Genomic DNA, 17,889 nt, shown 5'->3' with positions numbered 1-17,889 from the left:
TCGAACTCTATTTTCCCAGTCCGTCGCTCTTGTGGTAGTTCGGGTAGGCCGGAACTGGAATCGCCGGAATCGGGTGCTCCTTCAATTCTTGAAGCACCATCTGTACGCCGGTTTCGAGTTGCTTGTCGTGGCCGGCGGCGATGTCCTTGGGCAACTCCTCCACCATTTCGTCCGGCGGGATGCCGTGGTTTTCAACTTCCCAATCGCCCTTGAGTCCATAGATGGCGTAACGCGGAGCCATCACGAAGCCGCCGTCAAGCAGCGGAGGATATCCGCCGATGCCCACCAGGCCGCCCCAGGTGCGCGTGCCCACCAGCTTACCGATCTCCGCCTTGCGGAAGTACCACGGCATGGCGTCGCCGCCGGAGCCGGAGTTCTGGTTGATCAGCATGACCTTGGGCCCGAAGATGGCGCCGACCGGGTCGTGAATCGCCTTGCCGTCGCGCTCGATCGCGCCGGAGAGCGGGAAGCGCTTGAGCACGTCGACGACATAGTCGGCAATCAGGCCGCCGTCGTTCCAGCGCTCATCCAGCACCAGGGCCTGCTTGTTGAGCTGCGAATAGAAGTAGCGGTTGAAGTTGGTGTAGCCCGATCCGCCCGTGTTGGGCATGTAGACATAGGCCACCTTGCCACCGGAGAGTTCATTGACCTTGCGGATGTTGCTCTCGATCCAGTCAAGGTTGCGTAATCCGGTCTCGTCGCCAACCGGAACCACGGTGACATCCCGCGCGTCTTTGTCGTCGGCATTGAGGCCGACATGGAGAACGGTTTGCTTGCCAGCCGTGCCGTCGAAGAACTGGTAGAGGTTGTCGTGCGCATGCAGTTCGCGGCCGTTGACGGCGAGCAGATATTCGCCTTCCTTGACATAGACGCCGGGCATGGTGAGCGGTGAGGTGAGGCCGGGCGTCCAGTTCTGGCCGCCGTAGATTTTGGCGATGCGATAGCGATCGTTTTCGATTTTGTAGTCGGCGCCCAGCAGGCCGGTCTTCGGTCCGTCATCGTGCGATCGCGCTCCGCCGACGAACATGTGTCCGATGTTCACCTCGCCAAGCATCTCGGTCGAGAGATAGGTAAACTCGGCGCGCGAGGCGAGGCCATCAAGATAGGGTTTGTACTTGGCCTCGATCTTGGGGACAGAAAGGCCGTGGGTGTTCGGGTCGTAGAGGAAGTCGCGCTGGATGCGCCAGGTTTCGTGGTAAATCTGGCGCCACTCCGCGCGCGGATCGACCATGGTTTGCATTCCACCGAGGTTCAGCGGCTTGCCGGGGCTGCCATTGCCGGGCTTGAGATCGTCGGCCGGTGCGATGGCCCATCCACCTTTGCGCGCGTAGAGAATTTTTGATCCGTCGGCCGAGATCTGGATGGCATCGACGTCGCTGAGGACGATCTCCGGTTCACGCTTCTCTAGTGTGAAGCGCCACACTGAATGGATGCCGGAGCCCTGGAAGCTTGAGGCGCGGCCGAACGGCGAGCCCTCGAGCAGATAGATGACGCCAGCTTTTCCGGCGGCGATGGCACCGTAGTTTCGTGGCGGAATGGGCAAGGACAGGATGCGATTGCCGATGCCCTCGAGATCGACGGTGACCTTTACGGGCTTGTCTTTGTCCTTGTCTTTATCCTTGTCCTTGTCTTTATCTTTATCGTCAGATTTGGCCGTGTCTTTGTCGCCGGCTTTTTTGTCTTTGTCCTTATCGTCGGCCTTCGCATCCTTTTTGTCGTCGGCAATCGGCGGCTTGGGCTCGTCCTTCTTTTCTTCCTTGATCTTTTCGTCGTCGCTCTCGGGTGGAATCGGCGACGCTCCGTCTTTGGCGAGCACGACGACATAGGGCGCGCTGGTCTGGGCGCGATCGAGCGACGAGAGGTCGATGCCGGCGTGCGAAGGTCCATCGTCCGTCGATGCGATGAAGTAGAGGTACTTGCCATTCAGGTCGAACGCTGGACTCGAGGCGTCGCTCATCCCGTCGGTCACTTGCGTCGATTTATGCGTCTCGAGCGAGTAGAGGAAGATGGCGTGAAGCTGATTCTCCAGGTCGCGTTCGTAGGCGATCCACTTCGAATCGGGCGACCAGACTTCGTTGAAACTGTAGCCCAACGTGCTGTAGAGCGCCTTGTCGATCTGAACGGGTTTACCGGAAGGAACGTCAACGAGCCAAAGGCGGTTGTGCTTGTCAAGGAAGGCAAGATGCTTTGAGTCCGGCGACCAGGTCGGACTGTAGTAGTAGCTGGGATCGGGCCCGAGGTCGATCACGGTTGGCGGCTTGAACCCGGTCTGGTCTCGGAAGTAGAGCTGGTATTCGCCGGATGCGTCGGAGAAGTAGGCGATGGTTTTGCCGTCGGGGCTCCACGAGGGATCGCGCTCCGCCGAGCCGGACGTGTTGGTCAAGTTGCGGGTATCGCCTTTTTCGCCGGGGACGGTAAAGATCTCGCCATGCGCTTCAAATGCCGCGCGCGCACCGGTTGGGGAGAGGGTGGCATTCCTGATTTCGTCGGGGCGAATGGTTTCGATGTGCGGTGCAAGGTTGGCCAGCTCCCCATGCACTTGGATCGGCACCAGATGATCGTTGCCGTTCGCGGTATCGACAAGATGAATGGAGCCGAACTGCTCATACACGAGGCCGTCCGGCCCTGCCTGCATCGACTTCAGATCGTAGCTCTTGTTTGGCTCAACCTGGCTCACTTGTTTCGAATCCGTGTCGTATTTAAAGAGCGAGATCGGCCCGCTGCGGTCCGACAGAAAGTAGATGGAATTTCCCACCCATACGGGGTCGGAGTCGTTGGAGTTTTCGCGCGGCACTTTCACTAACTCAAGCGTTTTCAGGTTGACGATCCAGATCGGCGTGGTCTGGCCGCCGTGGTACTGCTTCCAGGCTTGTTCCCACTTGGTGATCGGCTGGTAAGCGATGGACAGTCCATCCGGGGAATAGGAGCCTTGTACACCAGAGGGCAAGGGCAGTGGCTCAGGGATGCCTGAGCCGTCGGCATGCACCGTCGAAAGCTTCAGGAAATCGCGAAAGCTGATCGCGCCGTTGGTGATGAGCACGTTTTTGCCGTCGGGTTTCCAGCCAACGACTACGCTCCCGCCCGGATGCCATGTAATGCGTCGCGGCACGCCGCCGCCTGCCGGCATCACGTACACATCGACGTTTCCATTGAGGTGCGCGGAGTAGGCGATCTCCGATCCGTCGGGCGAGAAGAACGGGCCGGCGGCGACCTTGCCGTCTGAAGTGAGCCGCTCGGCCTCGCCACCTTGCCGGTTCACGGTCCAAACGTCGTCGGCATAGAGGAAGGCGATCTTGTCCTTCGAGAGGGAGGGGTTGCGCAAAAGCAGTGGCGATTGACCGGAAGCGGAACTGGTGGAGGATTGAGCGGCTGCAACTATCGGGGAAAGCGTGGCAAGCGCCAGCACAACAAGCGCTAACCGGGTACGAGCGGAAATCATCAGGCCCTCCAAGGCGTGAGGTCTCACAGATTTGGGGTCAAGAGGTGTCAGGAAAAGCTGCGCCAGAGTATCGTACGACGTCAGCCCGGGAAACGATCCCCGAATTGTGACCAGGAAGGCTGCTCAGGGTCGGAGGATCCAGATGATTCGCGTTTTCAGAGGGAATTGGGCTTGACGCCTCGCCCACACCGTCAGCCCAGACCCGCGATTGCGGACGCCTCGGGCGCCTGCGTCTTCACTTCGACCAGCACCTGTTTGGCAGCGCGTATTCCGGAGCGCATGGCCGCGTGCACGGTGCCCCAGTGGCCGGTTGTGTCGGTATGTTCTCCCGCAAAATAGAGCGTTTGTTGCACCGGCGTTGCCATCTTCAAAACTGCGTCAAGCGCGCCCGCGGGCACATAGCTGTAGGCTCCGCAGGTCAGCGGATCGGCCTGCCAGTCGTGCGTCGCGCAACAAATCAGTTGACTGCGCAGCAGGTCCAGCGGCAGCGCGAAGACCTTCGCGAGTTCCTTGCATGCGGCATCGCCAACCTGTTCGCGGGTGAACTGATCAAATGCAGCGGATCGTGGTCCACCGATCCAACCGGTCAGGGTATGCGCTTCCCAGGGATGTGCCGTCCACCATACCGGCGGCATCGCATCCTGTGCAAAGAGGAAGCTGAGCTTCGGCAGTTTCACCGGGTCCAGCGTCGCCCACCAGCGCTCGCGAAACACAAGCGTGAACCGCCGCACCGGTCCCATGGCAAGCTGGTTTGCCGCGAGCAAGGTATCCGGAATCGGGTCAATCAGGACGCCCAGTTGCTGCAAGACTCCCAGCGGCAGCGCGATCACGGCCAGATCCGCCGAATACTGGGCCAGTTCGCCGCCGTCCCGCACAAAGACCGAAACGCGCCCGCGTTCCCATTCGATCTTTTCCACGGTCCGGGACAGCTCAATGCGGCCGCCGGCTTCCCGCACCTTGCCGGCAAGGAACTCCGGCACCCGGTCGTATCCCTCGCGGACGCGAAAAATCTCGTCGCTTCCAATCTCTTCTTCAGCCTGCTGCTGCACGGCGAGAGCATGCACGCCGATCTTCCGATAATCGGCCGCATTGAAGCTCTGCACATAGTTGACGACTTCTTCCCGCTTCTCTGGCGAAAGCTTTTCGAGTGCCGGGTAATCGGCAAACGCGAGGTCGGTTCCTTTCCACTTTTTGAGCCCATGCAGGAAGCGGAAGGTCTCGTTCTGCTCGGCACACTTCCTGAGCCTGCCCTGTCTGTGACAAACGACCTTTCCATCCAGGGCATAGGTCTCCAGCCCGGCCTCGTGGATCAATTCCCAAAGCTCGGGCGGATGCCCATGAATGAACTCCGCGCCGAGTTCGAGAATCTCGCCCTGTTCGCGCAGGGTGCGGATGCGCCCGCCGACACGATCGCGTGCTTCCAGCACAAGCACCTTGCGGCCGGACTCCGCGAGGAACCGCGCCGCAGCCAGCCCCGCCATACCCGCGCCGACCACCAGGATGCGCTTCGATCTGCCGTTCATATCGCTTTAGATGCGGCAGCGTTTCCGCAGCACTTGAAATCGCTCACAGCACCGCCTCTCACACCACCGCCGGATGCCATCTAACTCCTGTAGCGGTCCAGCCATCGAGCGCCGCGATCAAAATCTTCCCATTAAGGAGCGGTGATGTTCCGAATTCGCGAGAAAACCCGCAGCAGCCTCTTGGTCGCCTGTGCTCTAACCTTCTCTTTGTTCGCACTTGCACAGGAGGCGGGCCCCGTCCAACCCGAGCCCGACGCCACGACTACTCTCCACCACATCAAGACTGTCTTCATCATCCTGATGGAAAATCACAATTGGACCGGTGATGGCAGCCTCAACATCAAGGGCAATCCTGAAGCTCCCTACATCAACTTCACCCTTCTGCCCATGGCCTCCTACGCCAACAACTACAACAACCCTCCGGGGAACCACCCGAGCCTGCCGAACTACCTCTGGCTCGAGGCCGGCACCAGCTTCGGCATCCACGATGACGGACCTCCTTCACAGCATAACCAGACCACCAGCAATCACCTGGTAAAACTCCTCGAAAATGCCGGAATCTCCTGGCGCTCCTACGACGAGTACATTAGCGCGACCAGTTGCCCGCTGAACAACCAAGGCCCGGTCGACTCCAGCGGAAGCCAAATCTACCAGTCCCGCCACAATCCGTTTGTCTACTTTGACGACCAGACCAGCCACCTTTCGAGTTCATCCACGGTGTGCATCTCGCACATCCGGCAATTCACGCAGCTCGCGCACGATCTCGAGAACAACACTGTAGCCCGCTACAACTTCATCACCCCTGACATGTGCAACGACATGCACGACAGTTGTGGCGGCAACGCCATCGCCCACGGCGATGAATGGCTCAAGAAAAACGTCCCCATGATCCTCAACTCCACCGCCTATCGCAGCGGCGGAGTTCTCTTCATCACCTGGGACGAGGCTGCAAAAGGGGATGGTCCAATTCCGATGATCGTGCTGTCGCCCTACGCCAAGGGCAATCACTACTCCAATTCGACTTATTACACCCACGGTTCGACCCTGCGAACGATCCAGGAAATCTTCGGAGTCACCCCGCTGATCCGCAACGCCGGAAGCGAGACTGATCTGCGATCACTCTTCTCGGTCTTTCCGTGAAACTCATTCAGCGGTAATTCTCGCGAAATGAAGGAACCCCGAACCCGCCGTCCCCGTAGATAATGGGGGCGCGGGTCTGCCATCTTATCCGCTCATTCCGAAGGAGAACACGATGCGCAAGTTTGTCGTCCGATTCGCCACATGTGCGGTCCTGGTGCTGGGAGTCGTCGCTGCGACCGCCCAGACCCACGCTAGCAAAGCTGCTCCCGGCCAGATCGTAATCGTCTTCAAAGACGGCCACCGCCAGACCTTCAATCTCGCCGACGTCGCCCGCATGGAGTTTTCGGGATCGGGCGGCGTTCCGATCGGCGAAGCAGTTCCGACATCTCCCGGAGTTCCGCCCCGCGGCCATTTCCTGGGTAAGTGGGAGGTTGGCGACGGTTCCGGGGGCAAGTTTTACATCACGTTGGACGACGATGGCGGAGCTTGGCGATCCCTTCATCGGGAACACGGACGTTGGGCGTATGTAAATGGTGAGGCAAGGGTTACCTGGGATGACGGAGCCATGGACGCGATCCGCAGGATCGACGGAAAAGACCAGAAATTCGCTTATCATGCGGGCAAATCCTTTACCGATCAACCGGACAACGTAACCGACGCCCACAACACCAGCCCGCGGCCGATTTAGAGGTGAAGTCTCGATTGCTCCCGGCAGTGCGTCTGAAAGGTCAAGGCACGCGAGTGGACCGCAGCCACTCTATCTGTAAAAATGTAACCAGTGCCTCCAGTTGAATAAGTTTCTCTACTCCGCCTGCGCCCGGCGCGCGTGGGTCTTCGCCGTTGCTGCTATCGCTGTCTTGTGCGGCGCTGGAGCCGGAGCCCATCCCGGGGAGAAGCCGGCAGCCCGCGCGGCGAATGCCGCGAAGATCACGATAGATTATCCGCTGAACGGATCAGTCTTCCCGCCCGATATCACGGCTCCTACATTTCTGTGGCATGACCTGAGCCAGGCAGCAACGGGCTGGGTGATCGACGTTTCCTTCGGCGGTCACGAACCCCCAATGCGCGTCGAAGCACCGGGGAAGAACATGCAAATCGGTGAGCTTGATCCCGACGCCGGTCCGGGGCCGGAACTGACGCCAGAGCAGGCCGCAACCCACTCATGGCAGCCCGACGCGGCGACATGGGCCACCATGAAAAAGCTCTCGGTGAACGCCCCCGCAACCATCGCGATTAGCGGAATCACGGGGGATGCCCACAAGCCGGTATCGGCCGGCAGTGTGACCATATCAACCTCGACCGATCCGGTTGCAGCACCGATCTTCTATCGCAATGTTCCCCTCCGGACTTCCGCGCCACCCGAAGATGCTCCAATTGCTCCATTACCGCAATCTGCCATTCCCCTGATCAAATGGGAGATTCGCAACGTCTCCGAACCAGAGAGCCATGTGGTGATGGAGAAACTGCCCACCTGTGCGAACTGCCATTCGTTTTCGCGCGATGGCAAGACATTCGGGCTCGACATGGATGGACCAAGGAACGACAAGGGGCTCTATGCACTCGTCCCGGTCTCGAAGAACATGACCATCCACACCCAGGACATGATCCACTGGAGTTCCTTCCACCTGAACTCTGAGGCAAGTACTTCTTCGCCCGCGACCAAGCGGTTTGGATTTATGTCGCAGATTTCGCCGGACGGCAGATATGTGGTCACTTCAATCGGCCCACCGAACAACGCCAACAAGAACCAAAAGGAAGTTCCGGGGCTCGCGTCGGGACTGCTTGATCGGCTTTTCAGCACCAACTACAAGGATTTTCGCTTCCTCCAGGTGTTTTATCCCACCCGCGGAATTCTGGCCTGGTACGACCGCAAAGAAGAGAAGATGCAGCCCTTGCCGGGTGCCGACGATCCCAACCTGGTCCAGACCAGCGCGTTCTGGTCACCGGACGGAAAATACCTGATCTTCAGCCGGGCAACAGCGCGCGACCCATTTCCGCCCGGTGCGCCGAAGCCCACGTATGCCAACGACCCCCGCGAGCCGCAGATTCAGTACGACCTCTACAAGATTCCCTTCAACGAGGGACGCGGCGGAAAGGCCGTTCCCTTGGCCGGCGCCACTGGAAACGGGATGAGCAACAACTTTCCCAAGGTGTCGCCTGATGGAAAATGGATCGTTTTCGTGCAGAACAAAAACGGCCTGTTGATGCGGCCCGACAGCCGGCTGTACATCATTCCGTTTAATGGCGGCAAGGCGCGTTTGATGACGTGCAACACGTCTCTGATGAACTCGTGGCATACCTTTTCGCCGAACGGCAAGTGGCTCGCGTTCTCATCGAAGTCGCGCTCGCCCTACACGCAACTGATGCTCACCCACATCGACGCCAGCGGCAATGACACCCCCGCGATACTGGTCGAGAACACAACAGCCGCCAATCGCGCCGTCAATATCCCCGAATTCGTGAATGTGGACCCAGACGACAGCATTGCCAAAATCGATCCCCAGGCCACCGAGTTCTACAAAATGGTGGATGAGGCTTTCGCGTTGGCAAACCGCAACCAATTGCCGCAAGCGATCGAAATGCTGCGCAGTGCCCTCCAGCGGGATCCCGATGATGCCATGGCTCACTTCAACCTTGCGAACTTGCTGAATGCCACCCAGCAGTCGGGCGATGCTCTCGAAGAGTTCCGCAAGGCCAGCGCGCTCAATCCTGAGGAAACGATATTTCTTGAGAGCCTTGGGATGTCCCTCGAGATGAATGGAAGGCAGAATGAGGCCGTTGTGCCACTACGAAAAGCAGCCGAACTCGATCCCACCTCGGCAGCCTTCGCCTTCAACCTCGGCTCTGTGATGGAATGGAGCGGCGACTACGCAGGCGCGGTAGAGGCGTTGGAAAAGGCTTCAAAACTAAGCAATTCCAATAACTTACGTATCGAATTCGGTCTGGCCCAGGCCTTTGACAAGGCCGAAAATCACTCAAAAGCCGTCGAAACCGCGCGCCATGCACTCGATCTTGCCACCGCAGCCCATGATGCGCAGGCCGAGAAGGAAATCCAGCAATTCCTCGATTCCTCCCAGCATCCAAGCGAACTCCGCTAGTCCGCTGACTCGCCTGGCACCCCCCCATACCGGATATTCCGGAACCGTCGGGATTCCGGCTGCGTACCAATTATCGAGGAGCGCTGGATTCAAGGGAAACCTGCGGCCCGGCATCCCACGTAGCCGTCTATAAGACATCGGCGAATCCTGACTGGCGGTCATCCGGCTTCAATGTGGAGGTCGCGGGAGCCGTTTCGTCACTTGACGCAGAAGATCGACCCGATCAATGCGTAAACTGGATTTGGCGCCGCCAGGAATCCGCCGGGCAAGCAGAAAGTGATTTCATGAGCATTCTCGAAGCCTTTAAACTCGCGCTTCAATCCCTCTGGGGCAATAAATTACGCTCCATTCTCACGCTGATCGGTGTGGTGATGGGCGTGGCTTCGGTAATCATGGTGCTCACCCTGGTGCAGGGTGCCAAGCGCTACATCTCCACCAAACTCTCCGGTTACGGCGCCGACGTGTTCACGGTGAACCGCATGTCGAGCGTGATCCTTTCCGCCGACCAGTACTTCAGCTATCAGAAGCGCAAGATCATCCGCATCGAAGACTACGACGCTGTCAAGGATGGCTGCGACGACTGCAGCGAAGTGGGTGCATCGCTGTTCAAGAACACCAACGTGGTCTACAACGGACACTCCAGCAACAACACCGGCATCCGGGGCTATACCGCCTCGATGATGTCGCTGAACAATATCGATATTGCGCTCGGCCGCGGCTTTACACCCGCAGACGAAGATCATGCATTCCACAGCTGCATCGTTGGTTATGACATCGTCGACAACCTCATCGGCGGCGGCGATCCGCTGGGCAAAGAGATTCGCGTCGACGGCATTCCCTTTACCATCATCGGCGTTGGCGACCGGCAGGGCAAAACCTTTGGCCAGTCGCAGGACAACTGGGTTGCCGTTCCAATCACGACCTATCAGCAAATTTACGGCTATAACGATTCAGTGGACATTTATGCGCGCGCTGGTGGCGGTTCGCTGGGCATGGTGCGCGCCGAAGACGAAGCCCGTGTGATTATGCGTTCGCGGCGGCACAACGCTCCTGGAGCAGTTGACGACTTCGAAATCCAGACCAATGACACCTTCCTCGACATCGCCAATCAGCTTCTCGGCGTGTTCGCGTGGGTGGTGATGGGTCTGGGCTCCATTGCGCTGGTCGTTGGCGGCGTGGTCATCATGAACATCATGCTCGTGAGCGTAACGGAGCGGACGCGTGAGATCGGCGTGCGCAAGGCGTTAGGCGCGAAGCAGCGCGACGTGCTGATGCAGTTCCTGATCGAGAGTGCGTCTCTGGCTTCGGTGGGAGGCATCTTTGGAATTCTCCTTGGGGTGCTGGTCGGCAAGCTGATCACGGTCTTTGTAGGGTTCCCGACAGCCGTACCCATCTGGGCCATCTTCCTGGGACTGTTCCTGGCCTGCAGCGTAGGCATCTTTTTCGGCGTCTACCCCGCCAGCAAAGCCGCAAGGCTCGACCCAGTGGTAGCGTTACGGGCAGAAATGTGAGAAACGCAAGCTGTGAGTTTTCAGTCGTCAGTTATCAGTCTGCGGGTTTATCCAACGAGTGGGGTCCAATTTCTCGGGGTCGCGAGAGGCTCGCTGGCACAGTCTCTTGGATTTGTATCACTCGATCAGATCGAATCGGCGTCGAGGCTTTCGCAGGAAATGGGAAGGATGATCCATGCGCTCGTGGGATCTATACAGATTCCTTCTGCACTGAACGGTCGACAACTGAAGACTGACGACTGAGAGCTGAAAACTTTTAACTTCACGGAGCAACCTATGCGAGGTCAACAAACCGGCGAATCCGTCAAGATGGCGCTCGAAACCATACGCACGAACAAGTTGCGTTCGGGCCTCACCATCTTGGGCATCGTTATCGGTGTCACGACCGTCATCACCATCTCCTCGGTCATCAGCGGACTGAACAACCGCGTCCAGGACTTTGTAAGTTCGCTGGGCAGCAATGTTTTCTGGGTCTTTCATCTGCCCGTAATCGGCGTGCGCCCAACTACGGAGATGCTCAGTCGCCCGAAGCTCAACATTGATGAAGTGTATGCGATGAGGAGACTGCCCCACGTGGTTGCAGCCGATGGCGGTTTCCAGCACGTCAAGTCGCAATTCCGCGTCGGCGACGTCAGCGTGAAATACAACGGCAAGAAGATTGCCGGCACCATCCTGCAGGGATCCACTGCGGAAGTCGGGCAGGTTACAGACCTTAACTTCATAGAAGGTCGCCTGTGGAATGACGAAGAAGACAAGAAGGCAGAGCACGTTGTGGTTCTCGGGCACGACACGTGGGAACAACTCTTCGGCGATCAATACGCTGTCGGCAAGGAAGTCAACATCGAGACCGGCCTGTATACCGTCATCGGTGTCCTCGACAAGCAGAAGCAGCCCTTTGGCGGCGGCAAGAATCAGGCTGACAATATGGCCTACTTCCCACTCGGGACGTTTCACAATCTGCACCCAGAAGACAAGGACATGTGGGTCAGCGTGAAATACGACGACCCGAAAAACAAGGCGCTTGTCGAAGAGGAGATCCGCGAACTGCTCCGCATCTCGCGCAAGCTCAAAGTGGATAAGCCAGATAACTTCGAGATCTTCGGGCCCGACTCGCTTTCGAAGTTGTGGAATCAGCTTACGGGTGGCCTGGTGCTGTTCATGATCGCCGTTTCGAGCGTCGGCCTGATGGTAGGTGGCGTGGGCGTGATGAACATCATGCTGGTGAGCGTGACGGAGCGAACCCGCGAGATCGGCGTGCGCAAAGCCATCGGCGCCACCAAGCGCACGCTGCTGGTCCAATTCACCACCGAGGCCGTGACGTTGTGTGCCGTGGGTGGGATCATCGGAATTGTTTTGGGCGCGATCCTCACGTGGATCATCTATTTTCTGCCCATCGGCCTGCCTGCAACCATGTCCACCATGTGGGTAGTTACCGGCTTCACCGTTTCGTGCGCGATTGGCCTGATCTTCGGCATCTATCCCGCATGGAAGGCGGCGAACCTGGACCCGATCGAGGCATTGCGCTACGAGTAAAAACAGTTCGTAGTTCTTAGTTCGAAGTTCTAAGTTAGGAGTGCCGAGGGCGTCATCAGCAAATCAACTCTGAACTACGAACTTTGAACTCAGAACTTACTAGAAATCAGGCACACCATGGCCCGGGGACAGACGCGGGAATCGGTCAAGATGGCTCTCGATACCGTGAGAACCAACAAGCTCCGGTCGGGGTTGACCATTCTCGGCATTGTCATCGGCGTCACCACGGTGATCACCATCTCCTCGGTCATTACCGGACTCAACAACCGCGTGAACGACTGGGTCACCTCCATGGGCACGAATGTCTTCTGGATATTTCACATGCCGCTAATCGGCGTACGGCCTACGACCGAGATGCTTACCCGCAAGAAGTTGAATCTCGGCGATGTCCTCGCCTTGCGGGCGTTGCCTCACGTGGTCGCCGTTGATGGCATATATCAGCACGTGAATCAAACCTTCCACGTTGGCGATGTCGACGTGAAATACAACGGCAAAAAGGTCTCTGGAGCATTCCTTGCAGGTGCAACTGCGGAGATCGAAACCGTATCAGAACTGGCGATGAAAGAAGGCCGGTTTTGGACAGACGATGAGGATCAGCGGCGCGCACACGTTTGCGTGGTGGCTCACGACACGGCTGAAGAACTGTTTGGAGACGCGGATCCGATTGGCAAGGATGTGAATGTCGCGTCCGGCCTTTTCACCGTGATTGGCGTCCTGGAAAAGCGCAAGCAGCCCTTCGGCTCCGGCAAGAACCCGGGGGACAATGGCGTCTTCTTCCCGCTTGGCGTTTTTCATAACCTCTATCCCGAGCTAAAGGACATGTCGATAAGCGTCAAGTACGACGACCAGAAGAACAAATCGCTGGTCGAAGAAGAAATCCGCGAAATGCTGCGTATTCGCCGGAAGGTTAAGGTCGACAAGCCGGACAATTTCGAAATCTTCGGCCCCGACTCGCTCTCCAAGCTCTGGAGTCAACTTACAGGCGGTCTTGTGCTTTTCATGATCGCAGTATCCAGCGTCGGCCTGATGGTTGGCGGCGTAGGCGTGATGAACATCATGCTTGTCAGCGTGACTGAACGCACCCGCGAGATTGGCGTGCGCAAAGCCCTCGGCGCCACCAGGCGCGCACTGCTGCTGCAGTTCACTACTGAGGCTGTGACGCTCACGGCGTTGGGCGGCATCTTTGGCATTCTGCTTGGCGCCGTGCTCACGTGGATCATTTATTTTCTTCCGATCGGCCTTCCCGCGACCATGTCGACCATGTGGGTCACGATCGGTTTCAGTGTCTCCTGCGCCATCGGATTGGTCTTCGGCATCTATCCCGCGTGGAAAGCAGCAAACCTCGACCCGATAGAAGCGCTGCGCTACGAGTGAGAACAGTTCACGGTTCTAAGTTCAGAGTTCGCAGTGCTTCGTTCGCAGTTTTTACAGCCTGATTCATCAGTAAGTTCTGTGTCAGGGCACGGCTTCAGTCATGCCGAAAAGAACCCAAAGGACAACGGGTCTAAACCCTGAGGAACATCAACCAGCGCGGGGAATATTTGTGAAACAGATTCCAGTTTTCGGCTCTCATTCCTCAAAAGGTTGCAATGTCGCTGACTGTGAACTCTAAACTATGACTGTGGACTTCATCCGCTACACTAGCCCCTGTGGTTCCACACGCAATTTCACTGGCCGTTGAAGCATTCACCACGATCCTGGCCATCGCTGGGATGGCCTATTACGTATTCGCCATCATCGCAGCGTGCGTCTACATCGCAGCACGCCGCGGACCGCTCCCGCAGTTTGCTCCGGGAGTCTCGATTCTCAAATCGCTCAAGGGGATCGACCCCGGCATGCTTGAAGCGTTTCGCTCGCATTGCCGCCAGACCTACACCGGCGGATACGAAATTCTCTTTGGCGTCTCGGCACTCGATGACCCTGCAGTTCCTGCCGTGCAGCAACTGCAAACCGAATTCCCCGAGCGCACCATCCGCCTCATCGAGTGTCCGGCGCGCCTCGGTACCAACGGCAAGGTCAGTACGCTCACCCAACTCGTGCAGCAGGCCCGCTGCGAATATATTCTCGTCAACGACTCCGACATCACCGTAAGCTCGCGCTACCTTGAGCGCGTGATGGCGCAATTTGCGCCGGTTACGCAGCAGCCACACGAGCAGCCGCTCAAACCGGTGGGCCTGGTAACTGCACTCTATCGCGGCCGGGCACATGGCACGCTCGGTTCGCGGCTCGAATCGCTCGGCATTGCCGCTGACTTCATGCCCAGTGTTCTGGTTGCCCGCATGATCGAGGGCGGCCTCCGCTACGGGCTCGGCTCCACGCTCGCGGTCAGCCGCGACGCCCTTGAGAAAATCGGCGGCTTCGAAGCGCTCGTCGATTATCTCGCCGACGACTATGAACTGGGCGAACGCATATTCAAAGCCGGATATCGCATCGCGCTTTCCGCGGAGGTAGTCGAAACCAGTGTGCCCGCCTACGCATGGCGCAGCTTCTGCGATCACCAGTTACGTTGGCTGCGCACGGTGCGCGACGCACGTCCGGGCGGCTACTTAGGATTGTTGTTCACGCAAGGATTCACTCTCGCCGCCATCAACCTCATCGCCAGCGGCATCAGCCCCCTCAGCTTGTGGCTGCTCGCGCTCTGCTTCTTCCTCCGCATCTCGCTTGCCATGACGGTAGGCGCCGAAGTGCTCGGCGATCATCAGGTGCTGCCCTGCCTTCTTCTGCTCCCCCTCCGCGACATCGTCGCAACTGGCCTATGGATCGCAGGCTTCGCCGGCAACACCATAGTCTGGCGCAGCGAGCGCTTCACTGTGAAGGGCGGCAAGTTAAGCAATGCCGACGAGAAGTAGGTTCGGAGTTCTAGGTTCGTAGGTCAAAGTACCGCCCGGAGTTTCGGCAGATCAAACGTGACTTGGAACTACGAACTGCCTCACTCATAGCGCAGGGCTACTAGTGGATCGACATTGATTGCGCGCAAAGCGGGTCCCAGGCTAGCCATAAGAGAAACTGCAACCAGAAACACCGTGATGCCCAAAAAGGTCAGCGGGTCGTAGAAGCTGACCCCGTAGAGAAAATCTGCCGACCCCGGAAATGCCAGCGTGCGGTGCAGGAGGAGCGAGAGGCCCGCGCCGCCAGCTACTCCGACAACCATGCCAATCAGGACGGGACGCAGCCCTGCGACAGCAATGCTCCTGAGAACTCCGCTCGCGGTTGCGCCCAGTGCGATGCGGATGCCGATCTCCTGCGTACGCTGGGTCACGACGTACGCCATGACGCCGTAGATTCCAATGCCCGCAAGCGAGAGCGCCAGCAATGCGAGGATGCCCGCAAGCATCGCAAGTGCGCGGGCCAGTGTTCGCTGCGGGTCGAGGAGCATGGTCTCCACATTCCAAAGAGAGACGCTCGGCAGCATGTCGCTGTCGAACGTGCGCAGATGCTTCCACACTCCGGCGAGTGCGGCCTGCGGATCGCCATGGACCGTGAAGAACATAGGCTCGATCAGTGCGGGATCAGCCGCGAGATAGACACGCGCTGGATCGATGCGCGTAAGGTTTGCGAATCGCACATCCCTGGCGATGCCGATGACTTCAAACTCGGTGAGCTTGCCGTCGAAATGCATGTCGAGTTGGAAATGTTTACCCAAAGAATCCTGATTCGGCCAGAAGAGACGTGCCGCGGAAGCGCTGATCACGGCGACGTGCGCTCCGGTCGCCGATTCTTGCGAAGTGAAATTGCGGCCACGCAGGATAGCGATTCCCAGGGTGTTCAGGAAATTGTCGGACGCATAACCCGCGAGAGTGCGAGCCTCGATGGATCCCTGCAGAACATCGGCCCTCTTGATGGTGATAAGAGGTGTCCAGGTGCCCATCATGGGAGCAGTGCCGTAGGAGACGTTCGCCACTTCCGGCAGAGACCCGAGCCAGTCCGCCATGCGATGAAACGTGGCTCTTGCTTTGACAGGATCATCTCCGAAGTCGGCACGCAGGAGGTAAACGCTGTGAGTATCAAAGCCGGGCTCAGCAGCCTGGGAGCGCGCAAGGCCGCGGATGAGCAGGCCGGCGGTTGTGAGGAGCAGCATTGAGACAGCGACTTGGCCTCCGATCAGCAATCCGCGCAGCCGCGAACGTGTTATGCCGCGTCCGAACGAGGTGCTTTCATCCTTGAGCGAAGTGTTCAGGTCGGGTTTCGTGAATTGCAACGCCGGTGAGAGCCCGAAGAGGAAACCCGTAGCCACGGCTATGCCGAGCGAATAGGTCAGCACGCGCGCATCGGGATTGAGATTCAGGCTCAGGACAAAATCGCTTCCGAGTTGCCGCACGAGTATCTGGTTAAGCGCGACCCAAAGCAATTTGCTGGCAGCCGCTGCCAGAGCCAGTCCGGCGACGCCGCCGCCCAGTGCAAGCAACATGCTTTCAGTAAGAAGATGCCGCACAACACGAGCACGACTGGCGCCCATCGCGAGGCGGACACTGATTTCCTTTTGCCGCGCGGCGCCGCGGGCAACCAGCATATTCGTGACATTGGCGCAAGCCACCAGCAGAACCAACGCGAAGAGAACCATCACCGCTCCCACACCAGCGCGAAAACGAGGATCGCCGGTATTGCCGAAGAAGGCCGTGCGCTCGAGCACGACGGAAAGAGTGTGATCGCGCGTGACGTAGGTGGTGGCGAACTGTCGAATCAGCGCATCGGTCTCGGCCTGCGCCTGTTTGAATCCGACGCCAGGATCAAGCCGGGCAAGAAATTGGAACTCAAAGTCGGTGGGTTTGTGCAGCCAGTCCTGTCCGGGCACGAGTTGCTGCTGCATCGAAACCGGAGCCCACAGATCCGGAACCTGCGGATTGAGGCTTGTGCCGGTAAACTCGCGCGGAGCGACACCGATGATGGTGAAGGAGGTGTTGCCGATCCTTATGATTTTCCCCAGCGCCTCGTGATCGCCACGGAACTGGCGCTGCCAGTACGCATGACTGAGCACGACAACTGGATTGCCGCCGGGAGCGCGATCCTCGTTCGGGCCAAAAACGCGGCCGAGCATTGCATTGATTCCGAGAGCCGCGAAGTAATTGCCGGAGACGATCTGCGCTTGCGCGGATTTGAATTGAGTCGATCCACCGCCGGTTTCGTCCGCATTTGAAACGAGGACCCGCACCGGCCAACTGGCGGCGACCACACTTTGAAACGCGTTCTGACGATCGCGAAGGTTGACGAATTCGGGATAAGAAAAGGCGTACTGATTCTCGCCAATGAAGTGGCTGTCGAGGGTCCGCATGAGGCGCACGACGCTGCTCGCATTGGCAACCGGAAGTTGCTTGAGCGCGACTGCGTTATAGGCGGTAAACAACGTTGTATTCACGCCCACGCCCAGCGCCAGCGTGGCGACAGCGACAAAGGTGAAGCCGGGACTGCGGGCTAAAGTACGGCCGGCGTGACGAATGTCCTGCGCGGTTTGCTCGATCCATAACAGCGTTCGCTCATCGCGATGTGCCTGCTTCGCCTGCTCCACGCCGCCGTAGGCTCGCTTCGCAGCGATCCTGGCTTCTTCCGGCGACATGCCGCGACGTTCAAATTCTTCCCCGAGCAAAGCCAGATGCGACGCAACTTCGCGCGCAAGTTCGGCTTCCACCCGGTGATTGCGAAAGAGATTGCGGAATCTGGCAACGATCCGTCTCCACTGCGTCATTGTTATTTTGCCTCCGCGAATTGTT

10 protein-coding genes are annotated in these 17,889 nt (G+C 58.6%); 7 read left to right on the top strand and 3 right to left on the bottom strand.

From position 1 onward, the window contains the following. Positions 1 to 7: 7 nt before the first annotated feature. Positions 8 to 3,439 (bottom strand): S41 family peptidase, encoded by a 3,432-nt coding sequence (locus VK574_RS18855; RefSeq protein WP_472801422.1) that lies wholly within the window; start codon positions 3,437 to 3,439, stop codon positions 8 to 10. Positions 3,440 to 3,630: 191 nt separating this feature from the next. After that, on the bottom strand, positions 3,631 to 4,962 hold the full coding sequence (locus VK574_RS18850) for a flavin monoamine oxidase family protein (protein ID WP_472801421.1): 1,332 nt from the start codon (positions 4,960 to 4,962) through the stop codon (positions 3,631 to 3,633). Between the two features lie 144 nt (positions 4,963 to 5,106). Here VK574_RS18850 and VK574_RS18845 point away from each other — a divergent pair, with 144 nt between their 5' ends. From VK574_RS18845 to hpnI, 7 genes are all read left to right on the top strand, one after another. Then, the gene (locus tag VK574_RS18845; RefSeq protein ID WP_472801420.1) at positions 5,107 to 6,102 is read left to right on the top strand and encodes an alkaline phosphatase family protein; all 996 of its coding nucleotides are present in this window, start codon (positions 5,107 to 5,109) and stop codon (positions 6,100 to 6,102) included. A 112-nt stretch (positions 6,103 to 6,214) separates the two neighbouring features. Next, positions 6,215 to 6,730, top strand: a complete 516-nt coding sequence (locus tag VK574_RS18840) for a hypothetical protein (protein WP_472801419.1) — start codon at positions 6,215 to 6,217, stop codon at positions 6,728 to 6,730. A gap of 100 nt (positions 6,731 to 6,830) precedes the next feature. Then, positions 6,831 to 9,140, top strand: coding sequence for a tetratricopeptide repeat protein (locus tag VK574_RS18835; protein WP_472801418.1), 2,310 nt, complete (start codon positions 6,831 to 6,833; stop codon positions 9,138 to 9,140). A gap of 284 nt (positions 9,141 to 9,424) precedes the next feature. Continuing rightward, positions 9,425 to 10,651 (top strand): ABC transporter permease, encoded by a 1,227-nt coding sequence (locus tag VK574_RS18830; protein ID WP_472801417.1) that lies wholly within the window; start codon positions 9,425 to 9,427, stop codon positions 10,649 to 10,651. A 276-nt stretch (positions 10,652 to 10,927) separates the two neighbouring features. Continuing rightward, positions 10,928 to 12,184: an ABC transporter permease gene (locus VK574_RS18825; protein ID WP_472801416.1), complete on the top strand. Its 1,257-nt coding sequence runs from the start codon at positions 10,928 to 10,930 to the stop codon at positions 12,182 to 12,184. A 117-nt stretch (positions 12,185 to 12,301) separates the two neighbouring features. Continuing rightward, the gene (locus VK574_RS18820) at positions 12,302 to 13,558 is read left to right on the top strand and encodes an ABC transporter permease (RefSeq protein WP_472801415.1); all 1,257 of its coding nucleotides are present in this window, start codon (positions 12,302 to 12,304) and stop codon (positions 13,556 to 13,558) included. Between the two features lie 275 nt (positions 13,559 to 13,833). Beyond that, positions 13,834 to 15,033 (top strand): bacteriohopanetetrol glucosamine biosynthesis glycosyltransferase HpnI, encoded by a 1,200-nt coding sequence (hpnI, locus tag VK574_RS18815; protein ID WP_472801414.1) that lies wholly within the window; start codon positions 13,834 to 13,836, stop codon positions 15,031 to 15,033. Between the two features lie 80 nt (positions 15,034 to 15,113). Here hpnI and VK574_RS18810 read toward each other — a convergent pair whose 3' ends face one another. Next, entirely contained in the window at positions 15,114 to 17,864 is a 2,751-nt protein-coding gene (locus VK574_RS18810; protein WP_472801413.1) for an ADOP family duplicated permease, read from the bottom strand. Positions 17,865 to 17,889: the final 25 nt, after the last annotated feature.

Origin of the sequence: Occallatibacter sp. (assembly GCF_035317045.1) — a bacterium.
GTDB lineage: Bacteria > Acidobacteriota > Terriglobia > Terriglobales > Acidobacteriaceae > Telmatobacter.
Note: the sequence above shows the minus strand (reverse complement) of the source record. Positions and strands in the feature narration are given on the sequence as shown.